Raw genomic sequence first — 18,381 nt, forward strand, 5'->3', positions numbered from 1 at the left:
ATCATGGCTTTCGTAAACTCAGTCAACAGCATTACCGTGGGCCGACGCCGACGAGGGTGGGGAGCATGCCGCAGATCGCGATCACCAACACGTTCTGGGAGGGCGTCGACCGGCTGGACCGGCCGGCCCGCGCCCGCGTCCACAAGGCGATGGCCAAGTTCCAGCAGCTGACGGTCGCGCAGCTGCACGCGGACAAGGGGCTGCACCTGGAGTCGGTGGTCAGCTCCCGCGATCCCCGGATGCGCACGATACGCGTCGACGACGGACTGCGGATCGTGCTGCTCGCGCCCGACGACGGCAGCGACCTCTTCGTCTTCGTGCACGTCGTCAGCCACGACAAGGCCTACTCCTGGGCCAAGCGGCGGCTCTACACGGTCAACAGCGTCACCCGCTGCCTGGAGGTGCGCGACCTGACCGCGATGGAGCAGATCACCCCGCTCTTCGCGCAGGAGGCCGCGGCCGCTCCCCAACTCCTTTTCGCCCCTTGGTCGGACACTGTGCTGCGGCACCTCGGCATCGACGACGTCACGTTGCGCGCCGCCCGCACCGTCACCAGCAAGGCGCAGCTGGAGGCGTTCGGCTCGCTGATGCCGGAGGACCAGTTCGAGGCGCTGTGGCTGCTCGCCGACGGCCTCGACCCGAACGACATCTACCGCGAACTGGTCGCCGTGCGGCAGAAGGAGCCCGAGGCCACGGACGACGGAGCCGGGGACGACCTGGCCGCCGCCGTCACCCGCACCAGGAGCCGGATCGCGCTCGTCACCGGAGCCGACGAGCTCGCCGACGTCCTGGCCAAGCCCTTCGCGGCCTGGCGGATCTTCCTCCACCCCACCCAGCGGCGCATCGCCTACCGGCCCGCCTACGCCGGCCCGGCCCAGATCACCGGCGGACCGGGCACCGGCAAGACGGTCGTCGCCCTGCACCGTGTCAAGCACCTGCTGGACCGGGCCCCGGACACGCGGATCCTCCTCACCACCTACACCAACGCCCTGGCCCGTTCCCTGCACAGCAGTCTCGCGCTGCTGCTCGACCACGACGAGGAACTGCTCGCCCGTGTCGACGTCACCACCGTGGACGCCGTCGCGCACCGCACCGTACGGCAGTTGCGGGGCAACCCCGGCGGCGCGCTCGGCGACAAGGACGAGCGGACCCGCTGGCAGCGCTTGCTCCGCCGTCTCGACCTGCCCTGGAACGAGGCGTTCCTCGCGCAGGAGTACCGGCATGTGATCCTCGCCCAGGACCTGCGCGGCGAGGAGGAGTACCTCGCGTGCGAACGGCGCGGACGCGGCAGCGCGCTCGGGCGGGCCCAGCGGCGACGGATCTGGCAGGCCGTCACTCTCTTCGAGGAGGAGCTGGCGCGCACCCGGTCGCACACCTGGCTCCAGGTCTGCGCCGAGGCGGCCCGGCTGCTGCGGGACAAACCCGGCGCGGGACCGTCGTACGACCACGTCGTCGTCGACGAGGCACAGGACCTGCACCCGGCGCAGTGGCGGCTGCTGCGCGCGCTGGTCCCGGAGGGCCCCGACGACCTGTTCGTCACCGGCGACCCCCACCAGCGGATCTACGACGCCCGGGTCTCCCTGCGCTCCCTCGGTATCGCCGTCGCGGGCCGCAGCGGAAGACTCCGCGTCAACTACCGCTCCACCGAGGAGATCCTGCGCTGGTCCCGCTCCCTCCTCGACAGCGAACCCGTCGCCGACCTGGCCGGTGACGGCCACGACACTCTCACCGGCTACCGCTCCCTGCTGCACGGAGCCCACCCGGTGTGCGAGGGGCACGGGTCGGAGAACGAGGAGGCCGACGCCGTCGTCCGGCAGGTGCGCGGCTGGACGGACGCCGGAGTCGCCCCGTCGGACATCGCGGTCTGCGCCCGCTTCAACACCCTGACGAGTAAACTCGCCGACCGGCTCACCGCGGCCGGTATTCCCGTGGTCCGGGTGCGCGACGGCGAACCCGACAGCGCGGTCGGGGTGCGGGTGTCGACCCTGCACAGCATGAAGGGACTGGAGTACCGGTGCGTCGCCGTCGCCGGGGCGACCGCGAGCGCCTTCCCGTTCCCTCCGGCCATCACCCCCGCCGATGTGGACGGTCTCCAGAACGCCACCGACCTGGCGGCCGAACGCTGCCTGCTCTTCGTGGCCTGCACCCGGGCCCGAGAGGCGCTGTACGTGTCATACAGCGGGCGGCCCAGCGAATTCCTGCCGAGGTGAGGGTGCGACGCGGAATTCGAGGCGACTCAGCGCGGGTTGCCGTGGTATCTGCCGACCTCGATCCGGTGACGCCGAGGCGTGACCGCGATCTCACGGCCTTCGTGCAGAACCCGGAACCACCTGTCTTCCAGCAGGACGGTGACGATCTTCCCGGAGAGCTCCGCGAGGGTACCGATCGTCTGCCCGTCCACCCTGATCTGACCCATGAAGTTGACTTTTCGGTGCGTATGAGGGGGGTCGGAGCAGAGCGCGGATGGACATGCCAGCATGTCAGCCGACGGTGGCGAAGCCTTGGCGGGGACAGTCGGAAAGCGGAATCGGGCTGTTGCGGGCTTGGGCGTCGGAGGGGCGGCGGATGTGGCCTCCGGGCACAGTGTTCGTATTGTCAGGGCTGTCAGGTCCAGTCGACTGTCCGGGGTCAGCGCGATACTGAAGCGCGGACCAGGCGTCTTCTGGACCGGTACGGCGGGGAGTCGCCCCACGGCGGTGGGTGCCTTGTTCGGAGTCGGTACGGGCGTCGGGTGGTCCGGCCGGGACGGTGCCACTGGACCGCCGACCGGGATACCGAACAAGTCCGTCACAGAGCCGGGGAGTGTGACCCCTTCTTGCGCGGCCCGGCCCAGTACCTCGACGAGCGCCTCCTTGTCCGCGCCGACCAGCAGCCGCCGCAGGGCGATCAGCGTCAGGGTCCGCTCCGGACCCGCCGCCGCCAGAAGTTCGGCGTACAGCGCGGCCGACGCTCCGGCCTTGACGTCTGGCGTCATCGACGTGCCCCCATGTGCTTGAACAGCAGTACAACGAACCCTCTCGTATTGGACCACCCGCCACTGACAACGTGATAGCCGGAGCCGCATGCGGAGTCCGTGCGGCTTTGACGTGAAGGAATGGTAAAAAGGTAAACATCAGCCGGTCCGGACTGCAAGGGAGGACGGTCCGGTCGGGGAGGGAAACATGCTGGTGGATCCCGCGCAGCTGCTGGACGACTGCGAACGGGCATGGCGCGAGGCGGGGGAGCCGTCGGCCGTCGGCCCCGCCGAATCCGTCGTGTGGCGGACCACGCTTGTCCTGGAGGCGCTGGTGGCTTACACGCTGTTCGCCCAGCGGTCCGGTCGGCGAAGGGCAACCGTGTTCGCGCGCTGGCCGGCCTGTACGGTCCACGCCGTGGCACTCGGCGCGTGGAGGGAAGTCCCCGATCTTGCACAACTGTTGTCCGAAGCGCGGGAGCGTGTCATCGAGGCCCGTCCCGAACTGGGCCGCCGTCGCGCCGACCCGAAAGCAGCGACGACCACCGAGGTCTGGATCACGGCCGCCCAGGAGGCGGCTCGTTCACTGGGCTGGACCTGGCGCCCGCCAGCCACCGCGCACCTGGCGGACATTCCTCCGCCTGCCCTCGCCGCCCGGGGAGCCACGGTTCCTCCGGAACTCCGGCTCGGACCCGGCGCCGGCAGCGTCCTGTTGACCCTGCCCGGCAGCCTGGACGCGGCCACCTGGCAGCTGGCGGCCGACGGTGAGTCGTTCACCGCGTCACCACCGCACTGGGTTCTGCCCGGTCCCGTGCGCCGCGTCGAGGCCACCGACCCGGCCGGCACCGTCCACGCGTCGGCCGTCGTCGACCCGGACACCGTCCTGCTGGCCTTCGCCGCCGACGGTCATCGCATCCCCCTCGACGAGCCGCTGCCCTCCACCGAGGTCCACCTGCTGCACGTGGGCACCCTGGAGACGGAGGGCACGCAGGCCGCGGTCGTCGAACTGCCCACCCCGTACGGCTGGAGCGGGTGGACCCTGAGCCAGGTGTCCCTGGCCGACGTGACCCGGCTCCGTACCTCCGAAGCCGCGCCGGGCAGATGGCTGGAGGTGGCCGTCGGGCGGTCGCTCGGCTGGGAAGGGGGCGCGACGCTGCCCTGGCTCACCGGTGAGGACGGAGCACCGGTGTGGAACCGGCCGCCCGCGCTCCGGCTCCGGCGCCGGCCGGGGGAGCCGGAGGCACAGCACTGGCAGGTGGAGGTGCGCCGCCCCGGCCACGAGGCGGTCCTGGCCTGCCGCACCGGCGCGCCCGGCGCCCTCCTCGACCCCTGGGAGCACGTTCCCGGCCCACTGCTCGGCCCGTACGAGATCCTCGTCCACCGCCCTGGGCGGCAGCGGGGCCGACGCCGTCTCACCGCTTTCCTGGCCGAAGGCGTCGAGGCCGCGCCTTCGGTCGAATGGCGTCTGTTGGCCCCACAGGGCGGACTGGCGCCGACGCGACTGGACCTCCGTGCCGGTGGACCGGTCGCCGTCTCCCGGAGCGCGGTCGAGTTCGCCCCGTACGAGACCACCAGGGACCTCGTCCTGCGCGACGGTACGCGCGGGTTCCGGGTCCAGGCGCTCGTCCCGTACTCCGAGGTCCGCCTGGAACTCGACGGCAGTCCTCTTCCCTGGTCAATCCGGCCGCTCGACATCGACGCGGCCGACCTGGCGCGGGACAGCGCCCTGACCGTGCGCCTGCCCGAGCAGGCGGTGGCCGTGACCCCCGAACTGGCGCTCGTCGTCGAGGGAACGACCCTGGTCAGCCTGCGGCCGGAGCGGCGCATCCGGACCCGCAAGGGCGACCTGCGCTACTCCCTGGCCGCCCTGACGGACACCGTCCGCGACTGCGCCAAGGCCGAACTGCGGCTGCTGGTCGCGGGGCAGGACGTGCACGTCGGCACCGTCCGCACCCAGCCCATCGCGGAGGGGGTCGCGCCGGACGGCACCGGACTGCTGCTGCGCGGGCTGCGCCACCCCGGCGAGCTGACCGCACGGCTCTACCAGGTCCTCGCCCCGTGGCGGCAGCCGCTGAGCGTGCCGGTCGACGACAGCGGTCGTGTCCCGCTGCCCGCCGCCTGGCGGTCGGCCGGCCCGCTCGTCGTGAGCCTGCACGCCGGGACCCACACGGCCGACGCCGCACCGGCCTGGCCCAGCCTGCGTGACCGCGACACCCTGGTGCTGCGCCGTTCCCCCTGGACGTCCTCGGTCGTCGACGGCACCGTCGCGGCCCGGACCACGGAGTACCTGGGCGGGCGCGGAACACTGCCGCGCGGCACCGACGCCGTTCCGTACCAGTGGATCGTGGCCGCTCGCGGCCGGGACCTGCAGGCGTGCGGCGCGAAGGAGACCGCACCGGCGGAGTGCGTGCAGGCCCTGGGGGACGCCGGGCCCGACGCCCTCCTGGGAGCGGCCGACAGCTCCCTGCGCTCCGGCGAGCTGGCCGCCGCGCTGGTGGGCAGCGGCCTGGCCGCGCTGCGCATCCGGGAGGTGACGGATCCAGCCGCGGTCCGCCCCGTCTGGCGGCGAGCACCCCTGTGCGCGCTGCTGCTCACGGCGCCGCTGCTGCCCTACCTGTCCGGCGACCCGGCCTACGGGATCGACGAGCTGTATCCGGAGGAGAAGGAACTCCTCGACGAGGTGGGACAGTTCCTGGGAAGTGCCGGTACGGCGATCCTGTCCGGGCAGGACGACCCCAGCCGCACCGTCGGCCGGTTCGACGCTCCTGCCCGAGCCCTGAGCGAGCTTCCCGAGATCCAACAGCAGGCCGTATGGCGCACGGCGGGCGTCGTGCCGCGCGGACTCCTGGACACCGACACCCGGGCCGCAGCCGCCTGGCAGGCGTTCCGCGCCCGGCGCACCCTTCAGTACTACGCCGAGCGTGAGGAGTGGGAGGAGTGGCTGACGGCCGTCGGGAACTTCCTCGGTGACGGACATCCCCTCCTGGCCACAGCGTTCCGCGACCGGGGGCCGGGTTCGCTGCGCGGCCCCGGTGAAGCGTGGATGCGGGTGCCCCAGTTCTCGCTGGGATGCGCGCTGATCGCCCGACTCGCCGCCGCGGGAAACCCTCGGGCCGTCAAACTGGAGCGAGGGCTACGGTCGTTGTGGACGCCCGTGGCCGTCCACGCGCCCGACCTCACCGCCGTAGACCTGGCCCTCGCGGAATGCCTGGTCACCGCGGAGACCGTGCAGGCCACCGGCTGAGCCCGGCCGGAGACAGCCGTACCGGCCTTCAGTCTTCGGCCATCGTCCCCGTCACGCCCGCCCCGCCCGCCGCAGATCCGGAGTCAGCCCGTGCACAGCCTCGACCCGCTCGCCACGTCCACACTGATCAGCGACACCTACCGCCGTTATCTGCGCTCCCTGCTGCCCCTGCGGGAACCCCGCCTGGCCGAGGCCCTCGCCCAGGCCATCGACACCAGCCCGTTGCTCACCAAGGGCCCTCTGCTGGAGGCCACCCCCGCCTACGCGCCGGGCGCCACCCTGAACGAACTCGTCGGCGAAGGCGTACTGGACCCGGCGTTCCGTCAGCTGACGGGTCCCGCGCTGCCCGCCGACCGCCCCCTGTACCGGCATCAGGAGCAGGCACTGCGCAAGGCCGCGGCCGGACGCAACCTGGTCGTCGCCACCGGCACGGGGTCCGGTAAGACCGAGAGCTTCCTGCTGCCCATCCTCAATGCGCTCGCCGCCGAACACGCCCGCGGCACCCTCGGCCCCGGCGTCCGCGCTCTCCTGCTGTACCCCATGAACGCGCTGGCCAACGACCAGATGAAACGCCTGCGCCGCCTGCTCGCCGCAGCCCCCCACATCACCTTCGGCCGCTACACGGGCGACACCAAGGACGACCCGCGCCGAGCCGCCGACACCTTCGAGCAGCTCAACCCCGGCGAACCACGCCTGCCCAACGAACTGCTCAGCCGCCGCGAGATGCGCGCCACCCCACCCCACCTCCTGCTCACCAACTACGCCATGCTGGAGTACCTGCTGCTCCGCCCCCAGGACATGGACCTCTTCGAAGGGGACCACGCGGGCGGCTGGAAGTTCATCGTCGTCGACGAGGCCCACGTCTACGACGGGGCGCGCGGCGCCGAACTGGCCATGCTGCTGCGCCGGCTGAAGGACCGGGTGGCCCAAGGACGCGACATCCAGGCCATCGCCACCAGTGCCACCGTCGGCGCGGAGGAGAACCCCGCCGCCGTCACCGCCTTCGCCCAGGCCCTCTTCGACGTCCCCTTCCACTGGGACGCCGACGACCCCGCTCTACAGGACCTCGTCACCGCGACACGGGTGGCCACGCCCGACGGCCCGCACTGGGGACCGCTGCCGACCACCGAGTACCTGCGCCTGGCCGCCACGGCCGACCCCGGCCCCGAGATCGTGTCGGCCGCGCGCATGCACGGGCTGCCCGCCGACACCACCCCGGCCGCCGCCCTCGCCGCCGAAGCCGGCACCGCCGCCCTGCGCCGAGCCCTCGCCGAGGGGCCCCGGCCCGTGCGTGACATCGCCCAGGCCGTCTTCCCCGGTGATCCGGTGGGACCGGCCGCCGTCACCGCGCTCATCCAGCTCGCGAGCCAAATGACCGACACCGACGGCGCTCCGGTCCTCTCCGCCCGCTATCACCTCTTCGCACGGGCCACCGAAGGCGCGTTCACCTGCCTCGACCCGGAGGGTCCCCACCTCGACCTGGCCCGCCACGAGGTCTGCCCGCACTGCGCACGGCCCTCCTTCGAGCTCGGCGCCTGCCGTCGCTGCGGTGCCGTCCACCTGCACGGCACCCTCGACGGCCCCGGTGCCCGGTCCCGCCTCGCGCACCGCAAGTCCCCCGACAAGCCCCACACCTGGCTGCTCCTGGACGGGGACGACTCGGGCGCGGGCGTCGACGAGGACGACGAAACCCTCGGCGAGAGCGCCAAGGGCGGACTCAGCGAACGCAGGCTGTGCACCCGTTGCGCCGCCGTGCACCCCGCCGGAACGACGGCCTGCACGGCGGACGACTGCCGGGGGACCGAACTGCGCCGCGTCCACCAGCTCGACACCCGCGAGGGAACCCCGGCCTCCTGCCTCGCCTGCGGCGCCCGCGGCCACGGCATGATCCGTCTCTTCGAGACGGGCAACGAGGCCGCTGCCTCGGTCCTCGGCACCGCCCTCTACCAGGCGCTGCCCCCGGCGACCGACGGGCCCGCCGCCGCGCTGCCGGGACGTGGCCGCAAGCTGCTGTTCTTCAGCGACAGCCGTCAGGCCGCCGCCTACTTCGCCCCCTACCTCGAGGGGTCGTACACCCGTATCCAGCACCGGCGCCTGATGACCCAGGCAGCCCTGAAGGGCTGCCCCGATCCCGACGAGCCGCTGCACATCGACGACCTCGTCGCCCACACCATCCGCGCCGCCGACCGTGCCGGCGTCTTCCGCCGCAACCACTCCCGTCAGGCCAAGCAGCGCGAGGTCGCCCTGTGGGTGATGCAGGAAGTGCTCAGCGTCGACGACCGCCAGTCGCTCGAAGGCCTCGGACTGCTCCGGGTCGACCTCGACCGCGAGCCCTTCTGGCAACCGCCCGCCGTGCTCACCTCCCTCGGCCTGACCGACGACGAGGCCTGGTGGCTGGCGCAGGAGTTGCTGCGTACCGTGCGCAACCAGGGTGCGCTCACCATGCCCGAGGACGTCGACGCGGGCGACGAGGCGTTCGCCCCGCGTCGCGGGCCCGTCTGGGTCCGTTCCAAGGGGTCCGACGCCAAACGCAAGGTGATCAGCTGGCTGCCCAGTGCCGCAGGCGTCTCCAACCGGCGCGTCGACTACCTGGAGCGGGTGCTCGACGCCCTCGGGCGCCAGGGCGACCGGCGCGGGGCCGCCCTGGAGATCCTGAGCCGGCTGTGGACCGACCTCACCACCGGACACCTCGCCGACTGGTTGCCGGGGGAGAACCAGGCCGGCATCGGCGCGGTCCGCCGGCTCGACCACGCCTGGCTGCGCCTGCGGCCCGTCACCGAGGACAGCGAGCCGCTGTACGCCTGCGACCGCTGCCGCCGTGTCGTCGCCGTGTCCGTACGCGGGGTGTGCCCCACCCTGCGCTGCACCGGCCGCCTCGAGGAGTACAAGCCGACCACCGAGACGGACGGCCATCTCCGCCGCCTCTACCGCACCTTCGACCCCGTTCCGCTGCGCGCCCAGGAGCACACGGCCCAATGGACCGGTGAGAAGGCGGCGGAGATCCAGGGCGAGTTTGTCCGCGGGCAGGTCAACGCCCTCTCCTGCTCCACTACGTTCGAGCTCGGCGTCGACGTGGGTGAACTGCAGGCCGTCGTCCTGCGCAACATGCCGCCCTCCACCGCCAACTACGTGCAGCGGGCCGGACGCGCAGGTCGGCGCGCGGACTCCGCCGCGCTCGTCCTCACCTACGCCCAGCGACGCCCCCACGACCTCGCACGGTTCGCGGAACCCCATCGGATGATCGCCGGAGAGGTCCGGGCCCCGATCGTTCCCGTCGACAACGTCCGGATCGACCGCCGCCACGCCCACTCGATCGCCCTCGCCGCGTTCTTCCGCGCCATGAAGGAGGAACGGGGCCGCATCTGGCGTAAGGCGGGAGAGTTCTTCCTGCCCGACGACACCACCGGCGAGACCGCCGCACACCTCGTGCGCGACTGGCTCACGCCCGTCCCGGAGAGCGTGGCGGCCTCGATCCGCCGGGTGCTTCCCGCAAGCGTCCAGGACGAGATCGACGTGGAGTCGGGCTCCTGGGTCGGTGAACTGGACCGGTTGCTGCGGGCGGCGGGACAGATCCTCGACCAGGACGTCACCGCCTACAGTGAACGACGCGACCAGGCGGTGGCCGCCCGCAAGTACCGGCTGGCGGACATGTACGAGAAGGTCATCCGCAACCTGACGCACCGTGACCTGCTCGGTGTCCTGGCCAACCGCAACGTCCTGCCCAAGTACGGCTTCCCCGTGGACACCGTCGAACTGCGCATCCCGCAGGACAGCGGCGCCGTATCGGGGCAGCTCGAACTCACCCGCGACCTCAGTGCCGCCGTCCACGAGTACGCGCCGGGAGCCGAGATCGTGGCGGGCGGCCGTCTGTGGGCGTCCGCGGGCGTCTACCGCCTGCCCGACCGTGAACTGGTCAGCCGCTACTACACCGTGTGCGACGCCTGCGGCCGTTACGGGGAGGCCACCGAGCCCGTGGATCCCACCTGCACCGCCTGCGGCACGCCGTCCACCTCCGCGCCGCGCCGTTACGTCGAGCCGGTCTACGGGTTCGTCGCCGCACGTGGACCCCAGCGCAGCCCGGGACAGACACCGCCGCGTCGCTCCTGGTACGGCGACGTCCACATGTCCACCGACACCGCGGACGTCCACGAGGGAACCACCGCTTTCGCCTCCGGACACACCACGGCCTGGTCGGCGGGTGCCCGGGGTGAGATGGTCGTCGTCTCGGAAGGGCCGGGCGGCGCCGGGTACGAGATCTGCGACTGGTGCGGCTGGGGCCGTCCGCACGCGCGAGCGGCGTCCCGGGGCGCGGCACACCCCCATCTGCTGAAGGACGCACAGTGCACCGGACCGCTCCGGGTCGTCTCCCTCGCGCACCGGTACCAGACGGACTTCCTCCAGATCCACCTCGACCCGCTCACCGCCCTCAGCGCGACGCCGGAAACCCTCCGTTCCGGTCTCTACGCACTGCTGGAGGGCGCGGCCACCCACCTGGAGATCAGCAGGGACGACATCGACGGCACGGTCCATACGGGAACGGACGGAATGCCCTCACTTCTGCTTTTCGACACCACACCGGGTGGCGCGGGTAACACGATTCGTATCGGCGAGCATCTCGAAGCCGTCGTCGAAGCGGCGGTCGCCCGGATGGACGGCTGTGAATGCGGTCCCGAGAGCAGCTGCTACGCATGCCTGCGGACCTTCCGCAACGAGCGCTTCCATGAACTGCTGAGCCGCCGCGAAGCCGCGGTGCTTCTGGGTGCCTTGTCAGGAGTTGGCAGCTGACCGCACGAAGGTGAAATGGGGGAGAGAGGGCAGCTTGTGAAGTGAGTGTAAGGACCACATACTGGTGCCGAAAGCGATCAGTGTGACGTCGCCCCCGGCAGGCGTGGGCAGTCTCCGGGGGGAAGCAGTGAGTGGTCCGGACAGCAGACTCGTGCAGACCGCGGTGATCGGGGGTCCGAACTCGGGACGCGCGATCATCCTGCCGACGGACGCCGAGGAACTGCTGCGGTGGCGCCGCGGTCACCGTGCCTCCACCTACTGGTGCGGAACCCAGCTCGGCGGCTGTGGCAACGAGCTCTCCGACCGGCTGTACCGGGACAAGGTCTGCCACTTCGCGCACCGGCCCCACACCTCCTGCCACCGCACGGCCACGGGCGCCACCAGCGCCGACCACCTCTTCATCAAGGACGACCTCGCCGCCTGGACCGGAAGACTCGGGATCAAAGGACGTGCCACCTCACGCGATCTCGGGTCCGGACCCGGTGACGCCGTCGACTTCCGTACCGGGAACGGCGGGCGGCAGCACGTACGCTTCCAGTTCAGCAAGCTCTCTCATGCCGAGTGGGCCGGCACGCGTGATCGGCTGACGCGTGAGGCGGCCACCCTCGACTGGGTCTTCGGGCCGAGCACGGTGCAACCGGAAACCATGGAAGAACTGTGTGACGAGTACGGATATCTGCTTCGTTTCCGCTTCGAGACGCACGGCGCGGCCCGACATATCCGTCTCCGGGCGGAGGACCCTGGGAACAGCACCGCATGGGTGCCGCTCCGGGCCTGCGTCATGACTCCCGAGGGACTGCGGGTGCCAGGAGCCGAACTGCGACGCCGTACCTCCGGTCCGCGACCTTTCGATGAGGCAGACACCGCGACGGCGCCGAGGTCACGCGACGACCAGGTCCGTGCGCTGAGGGAAGCGTTGACGAGCGCCGCACGCTTCCGGACCCGGCCCACCTGGGAGGCGCTGTGCCGCACGGCCGGCGATGACCTGCTGGGGGTCTCTCCGCAGGACCGGGTCGGCCTGCTCGTCGCCGTGGAACAGGCCGGCGGAGAGGGCGCACCGCTGCTGTCGGCCCTTCTGAGAACCGGAGAGGGCGAACCACCGCCCTGCATCAGGGAAGTCGTCGCCGCTGTCGCTGGCGGGACACCGGCCACGGCCCAGGTGTTGAAGCGCTGGTGCCAGCGGGAGGCCGACCGGGCGTTCGCCGTGTACGGAATGCCGTCCCGCACCGCTCCGGCGCGTCTGGCGCTCACCGCCGACGGACGGATCGCCGCGCAGAGAGCCGAGCCGTCGGTGCGGCGGACCATCGTCCATGTCGAGGCCCGCGCCTCGGTACTGGAAGTCACACCACTTTCCGAGGCTCTGCGCGGTGCACGGGAGAGGCAGGACAGAAGGCTCGTGGTGGGTCTTCTCGAGCAGGCGGAGGACTCGATAGTCACCCTGCCGAAATCCGAACACGCCAAGCTGTGGCAGGAGATGAGGACGGCACGCGACTGGCTGAACAGCGGGGTGACGAAGCGCAAGCGGAAGCGCCAGGCGCTGGTGAATCCGGTGAAGAAGGCGCGGGTGAAGAAGGAGGGTGGCACGCTGAGGGACGCCCGCCCGCTGCCGGGCCTCGGAGATAAGCCCAAGAAGAGGAAGAAGTCGTCGTAGTGAACCCACGTGCCGCCCGGCATCCCGCGGGAGACCGCGGCGCCTCCGCCGAACCGTCAGCGGAACGCGGCGACGTTCTCCGTGGCCCACTGCCGGAAGGGCCTGGCAGGGGAGCCTGTGACGGACGAAACCGTGTCGTGCACCTCGAGCAGTTCGTCGTTGACGTCCCCACCCATCAGGTCGAGCACCGCGTGGGCTGTCTGTTCGCCCAGGAACGGGGCCATCTGCCGGTGCGCCTCCTCCCGGCTGATCTCCTCGACGGACACCTCGTGCCCCAGGGCCGTCCCGAGGGCTTCGGCCTGCTGCCGGGGCGTGATCCGTGCCGGTCCGGTCAGTGCGTACGTCCGACCGCGGTGCCCTGGCCCGGTCAGCGCCGTCCGGGCCACCGCCGCGATGTCGGCGGGGTGGACGGCGGGAAGCCCGATGTCCGCGTAGGGCACCCGGATCGACCGGTGCTCCCGGATCGACGCCGCCCACCACAGGGCGTTCGACGCGAACTGTGTCGGACGCAGGATCGTCCAGCTCATCCCGCTGTCCCGGAGCAGCCGCTCGACGGCCAGGTTCTCGGCGGCGGCGGGCAGGTGCGGATGGGTCCGGACCGTTATGGAGGACACGAGCACCACGTGCTCCACACCCGCCTGCCGGGCGGCCGTGAGAACGTCCGCGTCCGCACCCATGCCCGGTACGAGGAACAGGGAACGCACTCCGTCCAACGCCGACTTCAGTGAGGCGGGCCGGGCGAGGTCACCCTCGACGGCTTCGACTCCGTCAGGGAAGGCGGCCCGTGTGACGTCACGGGTCAGGCCTCGCACGGGTGAGGCGCCGGACCCGTGCAACTGCCGCACCAAAGCGCTTCCGACGTTTCCGGTGGCACCCGTCACGAGGATCATCGCTGTCTTCTCCTGCCGTCGGCCGGTGATCACGTCCGCCGCACGCTAGGACCTCAACCGAAGTTCAGGTCAAGCGGAGGAGTCGGTGCATCGAGGATCTCCGGGCGGCGCGTGCTGTCGCGCGGATGTCCGTCCGGCGGGGCGGTCAGCCCGTCTGTACGGGACCGTCGGCGAACGCGACCGCCAGGTCCGACTCGATGCGGGCCGCGCAGGCGCGCAGCGCGGGGAGGAGGGTTTCCCTGGTGTGTCCGGGTGGCTCGGGGCCGGCGTGCAGGGCGATGTTCACGGCTCCGACGGCCCGGCCGTCCCGGTCCCGGACCGGGACGGCCAGGGAGCGCAGCCCTGCCTCCAACTCCTGCTCGACCAGAGCGTGTTGCTCATCGGCGACCCGGTCCAGGGCGGCGGCGAGCGCGTCGGGCGAGGTGAGCGTGTGCGGGGTCAGGGCCCGGGGGCGTGAGGCGTCGATCCGGTCCCGCCGGTCCGCCTCGGGCAGGTCCGCGAGGAGGACCCGGCCCATGGAGGTGGCGTACGCGGGCAGCCGTGTGCCGGGCATGATCCGGGCGCTGGTGATCTGCTGGGCGGCGGCCCGGGCCACATAGTGGACCTCGGTGCCGTCGAGGACCGCCAGTGAGGCCGACTCCCGTACCCACCCTGCCAGTTCGGTCAGGTGGGGCTGGGCGATGTCGGCGAGGGTGAGGGTGGACAGCCGTGCGTAGCCGAGCTCCAGGACGCGCGGGGACGGCAGGAAGCGGCGGCCGAGCTGTTCCACGTAACCCAGTTGACGGAGCGTCAGGAGATTGCGGCGGGTGCTGGGGTACGAGAGCCCGGAGGCCTCGGCGGCCTCGGCGAGGGTGAGGCCGCCGCGCTGCCGGCCGAGCGCGGTCAGGACGGCGAGGCCCCTGGCCAGTGCCTGGAGGAAGGACGGTCCCAGTTCGGGTTTGGCGTCGGCGTAGGCGGGGGCGGCGGGTGGTGCGGCGGTCGCCTTCGAGGTGCCGTACAGCTCGTCCGCTGTGCGCCGGGCCTCCTCAGTCATCGTGGCCAGCGCGTGTTCGCGCAGTTCGTCGCCGCTGTGGCGGCTGGTGTGCGCCAGCACGCTGATCGCGCAGACGGGCCGGCCGTCGGGGTCGCGTACCGGGACCGCCAGTGCGACCAGGCCCGGGGCGACCAGCTGGTCGTCCAGCGCCCAGCCGTCCGCGTCGGCCGCCGCGGTCCAGGCGGCGAAGTCGGCCTCCGTCCGCTCGGGGACGGGGGCGGTGCGGCGGGCGGGGACGGCCGGGAAGTTCTCGTCCAGGGGGTCGGCGGCACGGCGGGCCCGCCACGCCTCGTATGTGTCGGGCCGCCATCCGGCGGCGAGTACGGCACCGGCCGCGCAGCGCTCGGCGGGCAGCAGGTCGCCGACGCGGAAACCCAGGGGGATCATCCGGCCGGGCGGGACGGCCTTGCCGACGATGCGTGCGTCGCAGCCGTCGAGGACGATCGCCGAGACCGACTCGTCGAGGGCGCGGGCCAGCCGGTCGAGGCTCGGCCGCAGCGCGCGGGACATGCCGCTCGCGTGCAGGTAGGCGTTGCCGAACTCCATCAGGCGCGGGGCCGGTACGAGATCGCGTCCCACGGCGCGCAGATGGTCGAGGTGGGTCAGGGTCGCGGCGATCCGGTCGACGGTCGAACGCGCCAGGCCGGTCGCGCGCGCGAGGTCGCCCGGACGTACGGAGTGGGGGGCGTCCGCCACGATCCGCAGCACGGCCAGCCCGCGCTCCAGCGGGCCGGCGGCCTCCGCCGGGGAGCCGGCCGGCGCGGATGTCGTCGGCGCTGCTGCCTTCGAGACGCCCGGCGCCATGGCATTTCCTCCCGTATGTCGGCTTCCGGCGCATGCGGCCGTACCCGTCCTCAGGAGAACGCTACCGGCCATTGACAGCCGTCTCGGCGATCGCACACACTCGGCGCACTCGATCAATGAAAGTAAGTTCACTCAGCGAAAAAATGGTGGCCCGGTGTGCCGCGGGACGCATCCCGCCGGGCCGCCCCTGCCCCTGATGAGGACTCCATGAGCACTTCCGTCCAGAGCCGCGCGGATCTCGTCCGGCACAGTGCGTACGAGTTCGCGCTGACCACGGTGCTTCTCTTCGCCGTGGTGAGCCTGATCCGCTGGCTGGCCCACCCCGGGTCGCCGCTGGCGATCGGCGACCCGGACACCCTGTTCGCCGTCGCGGGAGTCGCGGTCGCCGCGCTCATCGCGGGCCTGATGTACTCGCCGCCCGGCCGCGGGTCCGGGGGCCACATGCACCCCGGCGTCACCGTCTTCCTGTGGTCGAGCGGTCTCTTCCCGTCCCGCGCCGTCCTCCCGTACGTCACCGCGCAGCTCGCCGGATCCGCGGCCGGCACCGCGCTGGCCGGACTGGTGTGGGGCGGGGCCGTGCGCCAGGTCGGACACGGGGCCGTGCACCCCGCACCCGGGACGGGTACGGTCGAACTGTTCCTCATCGAGGGCGCCGCACTCGCCGCGGTCTTCGTCACGGTGGCGCTGGTGATGACCAGACCCGCTCTGGGGGCGCTGATCCCGGCGGTCATCGGCATCGGAGTGGGCGTGGTCGTCGCGGCCCTGGGCACCGTGACCGGCGCGAGCATCAACCCGGCGCGCGCCTTCGGCCCGGCCCTGCTCTCCGGTACGTACGAACACTTCTGGAACTACATGATCGCGCCGGTGGTCGCCCCGGCCCTCGTCGGCCTCGCCCACCGCGCCCTGCGAACCCGCGGGGCCGCCGGCCCCGCGCCCTCGCCCTCGCCCGCCCAGGCCTGAGCCCTCACAACCCCGTACAGGAGCATCTCGTGTCCGTCTCCCGAGGACTGATCATCAACGGCCAGGAGGTCCCCGCCTCCTCCGGCCGCACCGCGACCGACACCGACCCCTGGACCGGCGCCGTCTGCGCGGAGGTCGCCGCGGGCACCCCGGACGACGTACGCCGTGCCGTGGACGCCGCCGACGCCGCGTTCGAGGCGTGGGCCGCGACCAAGCCGGCCGAACGCCGCCGGATCCTCCTGCGCGCCGCGCGGCTGATGGCCGAGCGCGCCGAGGAGGTCGTACGGCTGATGGCCACGGAGGTCGGCGGCGTCGCACCCTGGGCGGGCTTCAACGCCCACCTGGCCGCCGACATCCTGCTGGAGGCGGCGGCCGAGGTCAGCCGCCCGGCCGGCCAGGTCCTCGCCACCGACGCCGACGGCGTCCACTCCACGCAGGTACGGGTGCCCAAGGGGGTGATCGCCGCGATCTCGCCGTGGAACGCGCCCGTCATCCTCGGTGTCCGCGCGGTGGCGTTGCCGATCGCGATGGGCAACACCGTGGTGATGAAGCCCAGCGAGGACGCGCCGATCGCCTGCGGCCTGCTGATCTCCGACGTCCTGCACGAGGCGGGGCTGCCCGCGGGCGTGCTCAACGTCGTCACCAACGACCGCGCCGACGCGGCCGAGGTGGTCTCCGCGCTGATCGCCGACCCCCGGGTGCGGATGGTCAACTTCACCGGCTCCACGGAGGTCGGCCGCACCATCGGCGTCCAGGCCGCCCAGCACCTCAAGCCCGCCGTCCTCGAACTCGGCGGCAAGAACCCCCTGCTGGTACTGGAGGACGCGGACGTCGACTACGCGGTGGACGCCGCGGTCTTCGGCTCCTTCATGAACGCGGGCCAGATCTGCATGTGCGTGGACCGGGTCATCGTCCACCGCTCGGTCGCCGACGAGTTCACCGCCAAGTTCGCCGCCCGCGTCCGGGCACTGCCCTGCGGCGACCCGAGCGACCCGGCGACGGCCGTCGGCCCCGTCGTGAACGAGGCCGCCGCCCGCCGGGTCGCGTCACTCGTCGCGGACGCGGTCTCCCACGGCGCCGAACTGGCCGCGGGCACCGGCGAGATCGAGGAACCGGGCACCCTGATCCGCCCGGTCGTCCTCACCGGGGTCACCAAGGAGATGAAGATCTACTACGACGAGATCTTCGGCCCGGCGACCGTCGTCCACGTCGTCGACGACGCCGACGAGGCCGTCGCGCTCGCCAACGACACCCCGTACGGGCTCACCGCGGGCGTCATCACCGAGGACCTGGCCAAGGGCCTGGAGGTCGCCGGCCGTCTGCGCACCGGCATCGTCCACGTCAACGACCAGTCCATCGCCGACGAACCGCAGGCCCCCTTCGGCGGCGTGAAGAGCTCCGGCTACGGCCGCTTCGGCGGCCAGGCCGGCGCCGAGGCCTTCACCGACACCCGCTGGGTCACGGCGCAGGTCAGGGGGCACGCGCACTTCCCAATCTGACGGACGGACGCCCGGCCGGACACCGGATCACCGGCCGGCCGGGCGCGTGCGCCGTGACGTGGTGGGGGAGTGTCCGGGCGGCCGAATCCGGTCGAGATCCCGGCCGGTCGCCGCCTACCCCGACGGCATGGGCCACGCGAAGACCTCCTGTGTCTGCCTGCCTTGCCGGGCCTCGTACGAGCAGCCCTACGACGGGGACGGGCCGCACCGGTCCTGTCCCCGCTGCGCGGAGCCGCTGATCCACGTGGGGTCGGCCTTCGCGGCGCCGCCGCGCCGGGACACCGGGGCCTGGAGGGTGCTGTCCGTCCTCCTGCACGCGGGGGTCCACTTCCACAAGAGCTGCTGCGGCGGGCCCGGGTACCGTCCACGCACACTGCGGGAGGTGCGGGAGCGGATGGCGTACGCCCGCCGTACCGGTGAGCCCTTCGCCGAGGCGCTCGTGCGCCACGAGGTGCCGTGACGGGAGATCCGCACGGGGTGCGGCTCGTGCGGCCGCCGGCGAGGACGGACAGGTGTCGCGCGTCCTGCGGCGTGCCGATCGGGCGACCGGCCCGGATCGCAC

Annotated in this window: 10 protein-coding genes; 7 read left to right on the top strand and 3 right to left on the bottom strand. The window is 72.2% G+C overall.

The window, feature by feature from the left end:
• The first annotated feature begins 65 nt into the window (after positions 1–65).
• On the top strand, positions 66–2,210 hold the full coding sequence (locus tag ACIA6T_RS30010; RefSeq protein ID WP_399449639.1) for a UvrD-helicase domain-containing protein: 2,145 nt from the start codon (positions 66–68) through the stop codon (positions 2,208–2,210).
• Between the two features lie 26 nt (positions 2,211–2,236).
• Here the strand turns inward: ACIA6T_RS30010 and ACIA6T_RS30015 are convergent, their stop codons facing one another.
• Positions 2,237–2,974, bottom strand: a complete 738-nt coding sequence (locus ACIA6T_RS30015; RefSeq protein WP_399449640.1) for a hypothetical protein — start codon at positions 2,972–2,974, stop codon at positions 2,237–2,239.
• A 187-nt stretch (positions 2,975–3,161) separates the two neighbouring features.
• Between ACIA6T_RS30015 and ACIA6T_RS30020 the strand changes: the two genes are divergently transcribed.
• The 3 genes from ACIA6T_RS30020 to ACIA6T_RS30030 all read left to right on the top strand — a co-directional run bounded on the left by ACIA6T_RS30020 (position 3,162) and on the right by ACIA6T_RS30030 (position 12,633).
• The gene (locus ACIA6T_RS30020) at positions 3,162–6,197 is read left to right on the top strand and encodes a hypothetical protein (RefSeq protein WP_399449641.1); all 3,036 of its coding nucleotides are present in this window, start codon (positions 3,162–3,164) and stop codon (positions 6,195–6,197) included.
• 90 nt (positions 6,198–6,287) lie between these two features.
• A complete protein-coding gene (locus tag ACIA6T_RS30025) occupies positions 6,288–10,982 on the top strand; it encodes a DEAD/DEAH box helicase (RefSeq protein WP_399449642.1) in 4,695 nt (1,564 codons plus the stop codon).
• Positions 10,983–11,133: 151 nt separating this feature from the next.
• Complete coding sequence (locus tag ACIA6T_RS30030; RefSeq protein WP_399449643.1) at positions 11,134–12,633, top strand: hypothetical protein; 1,500 nt, start codon at positions 11,134–11,136, stop codon at positions 12,631–12,633.
• 56 nt (positions 12,634–12,689) lie between these two features.
• Here ACIA6T_RS30030 and ACIA6T_RS30035 read toward each other — a convergent pair whose 3' ends face one another.
• Positions 12,690–13,523, bottom strand: coding sequence for an NAD(P)H-binding protein (locus ACIA6T_RS30035; protein WP_399449687.1), 834 nt, complete (start codon positions 13,521–13,523; stop codon positions 12,690–12,692).
• 145 nt (positions 13,524–13,668) lie between these two features.
• A complete protein-coding gene (locus ACIA6T_RS30040; RefSeq protein WP_399449644.1) occupies positions 13,669–15,360 on the bottom strand; it encodes an IclR family transcriptional regulator C-terminal domain-containing protein in 1,692 nt (563 codons plus the stop codon).
• 207 nt (positions 15,361–15,567) lie between these two features.
• Here ACIA6T_RS30040 and ACIA6T_RS30045 point away from each other — a divergent pair, with 207 nt between their 5' ends.
• The 3 genes from ACIA6T_RS30045 to ACIA6T_RS30055 all read left to right on the top strand — a co-directional run bounded on the left by ACIA6T_RS30045 (position 15,568) and on the right by ACIA6T_RS30055 (position 18,279).
• Complete coding sequence (locus tag ACIA6T_RS30045; RefSeq protein WP_399449645.1) at positions 15,568–16,320, top strand: aquaporin; 753 nt, start codon at positions 15,568–15,570, stop codon at positions 16,318–16,320.
• A 29-nt stretch (positions 16,321–16,349) separates the two neighbouring features.
• On the top strand, positions 16,350–17,819 hold the full coding sequence (locus ACIA6T_RS30050; RefSeq protein WP_399449646.1) for an aldehyde dehydrogenase family protein: 1,470 nt from the start codon (positions 16,350–16,352) through the stop codon (positions 17,817–17,819).
• Positions 17,820–17,946: 127 nt separating this feature from the next.
• Positions 17,947–18,279 (top strand): deoxyxylulose-5-phosphate synthase, encoded by a 333-nt coding sequence (locus tag ACIA6T_RS30055; protein ID WP_399449647.1) that lies wholly within the window; start codon positions 17,947–17,949, stop codon positions 18,277–18,279.
• The last annotated feature ends 102 nt before the right edge of the window (positions 18,280–18,381 follow it).

The sequence above is a fragment of the Streptomyces sp. NPDC051740 genome, assembly GCF_044453165.1.
GTDB classification, from domain to species: Bacteria; Actinomycetota; Actinomycetes; order Streptomycetales; family Streptomycetaceae; genus Streptomyces; species Streptomyces atrovirens.

Coding starts and splice junctions, on each gene's coding strand:
- ACIA6T_RS30010 (WP_399449639.1), top strand. CDS start 66: ATGCCGCAGATCGCGATCACCAACACGTTCTGGGAGGGCGTCGACCGG.
- ACIA6T_RS30015 (WP_399449640.1), bottom strand. CDS start 2,974: ATGACGCCAGACGTCAAGGCCGGAGCGTCGGCCGCGCTGTACGCCGAA.
- ACIA6T_RS30020 (WP_399449641.1), top strand. CDS start 3,162: ATGCTGGTGGATCCCGCGCAGCTGCTGGACGACTGCGAACGGGCATGG.
- ACIA6T_RS30035 (WP_399449687.1), bottom strand. CDS start 13,523: ATGATCCTCGTGACGGGTGCCACCGGAAACGTCGGAAGCGCTTTGGTG.
- ACIA6T_RS30040 (WP_399449644.1), bottom strand. CDS start 15,360: ATGGCGCCGGGCGTCTCGAAGGCAGCAGCGCCGACGACATCCGCGCCG.
- ACIA6T_RS30045 (WP_399449645.1), top strand. CDS start 15,568: ATGAGCACTTCCGTCCAGAGCCGCGCGGATCTCGTCCGGCACAGTGCG.
- ACIA6T_RS30055 (WP_399449647.1), top strand. CDS start 17,947: ATGGGCCACGCGAAGACCTCCTGTGTCTGCCTGCCTTGCCGGGCCTCG.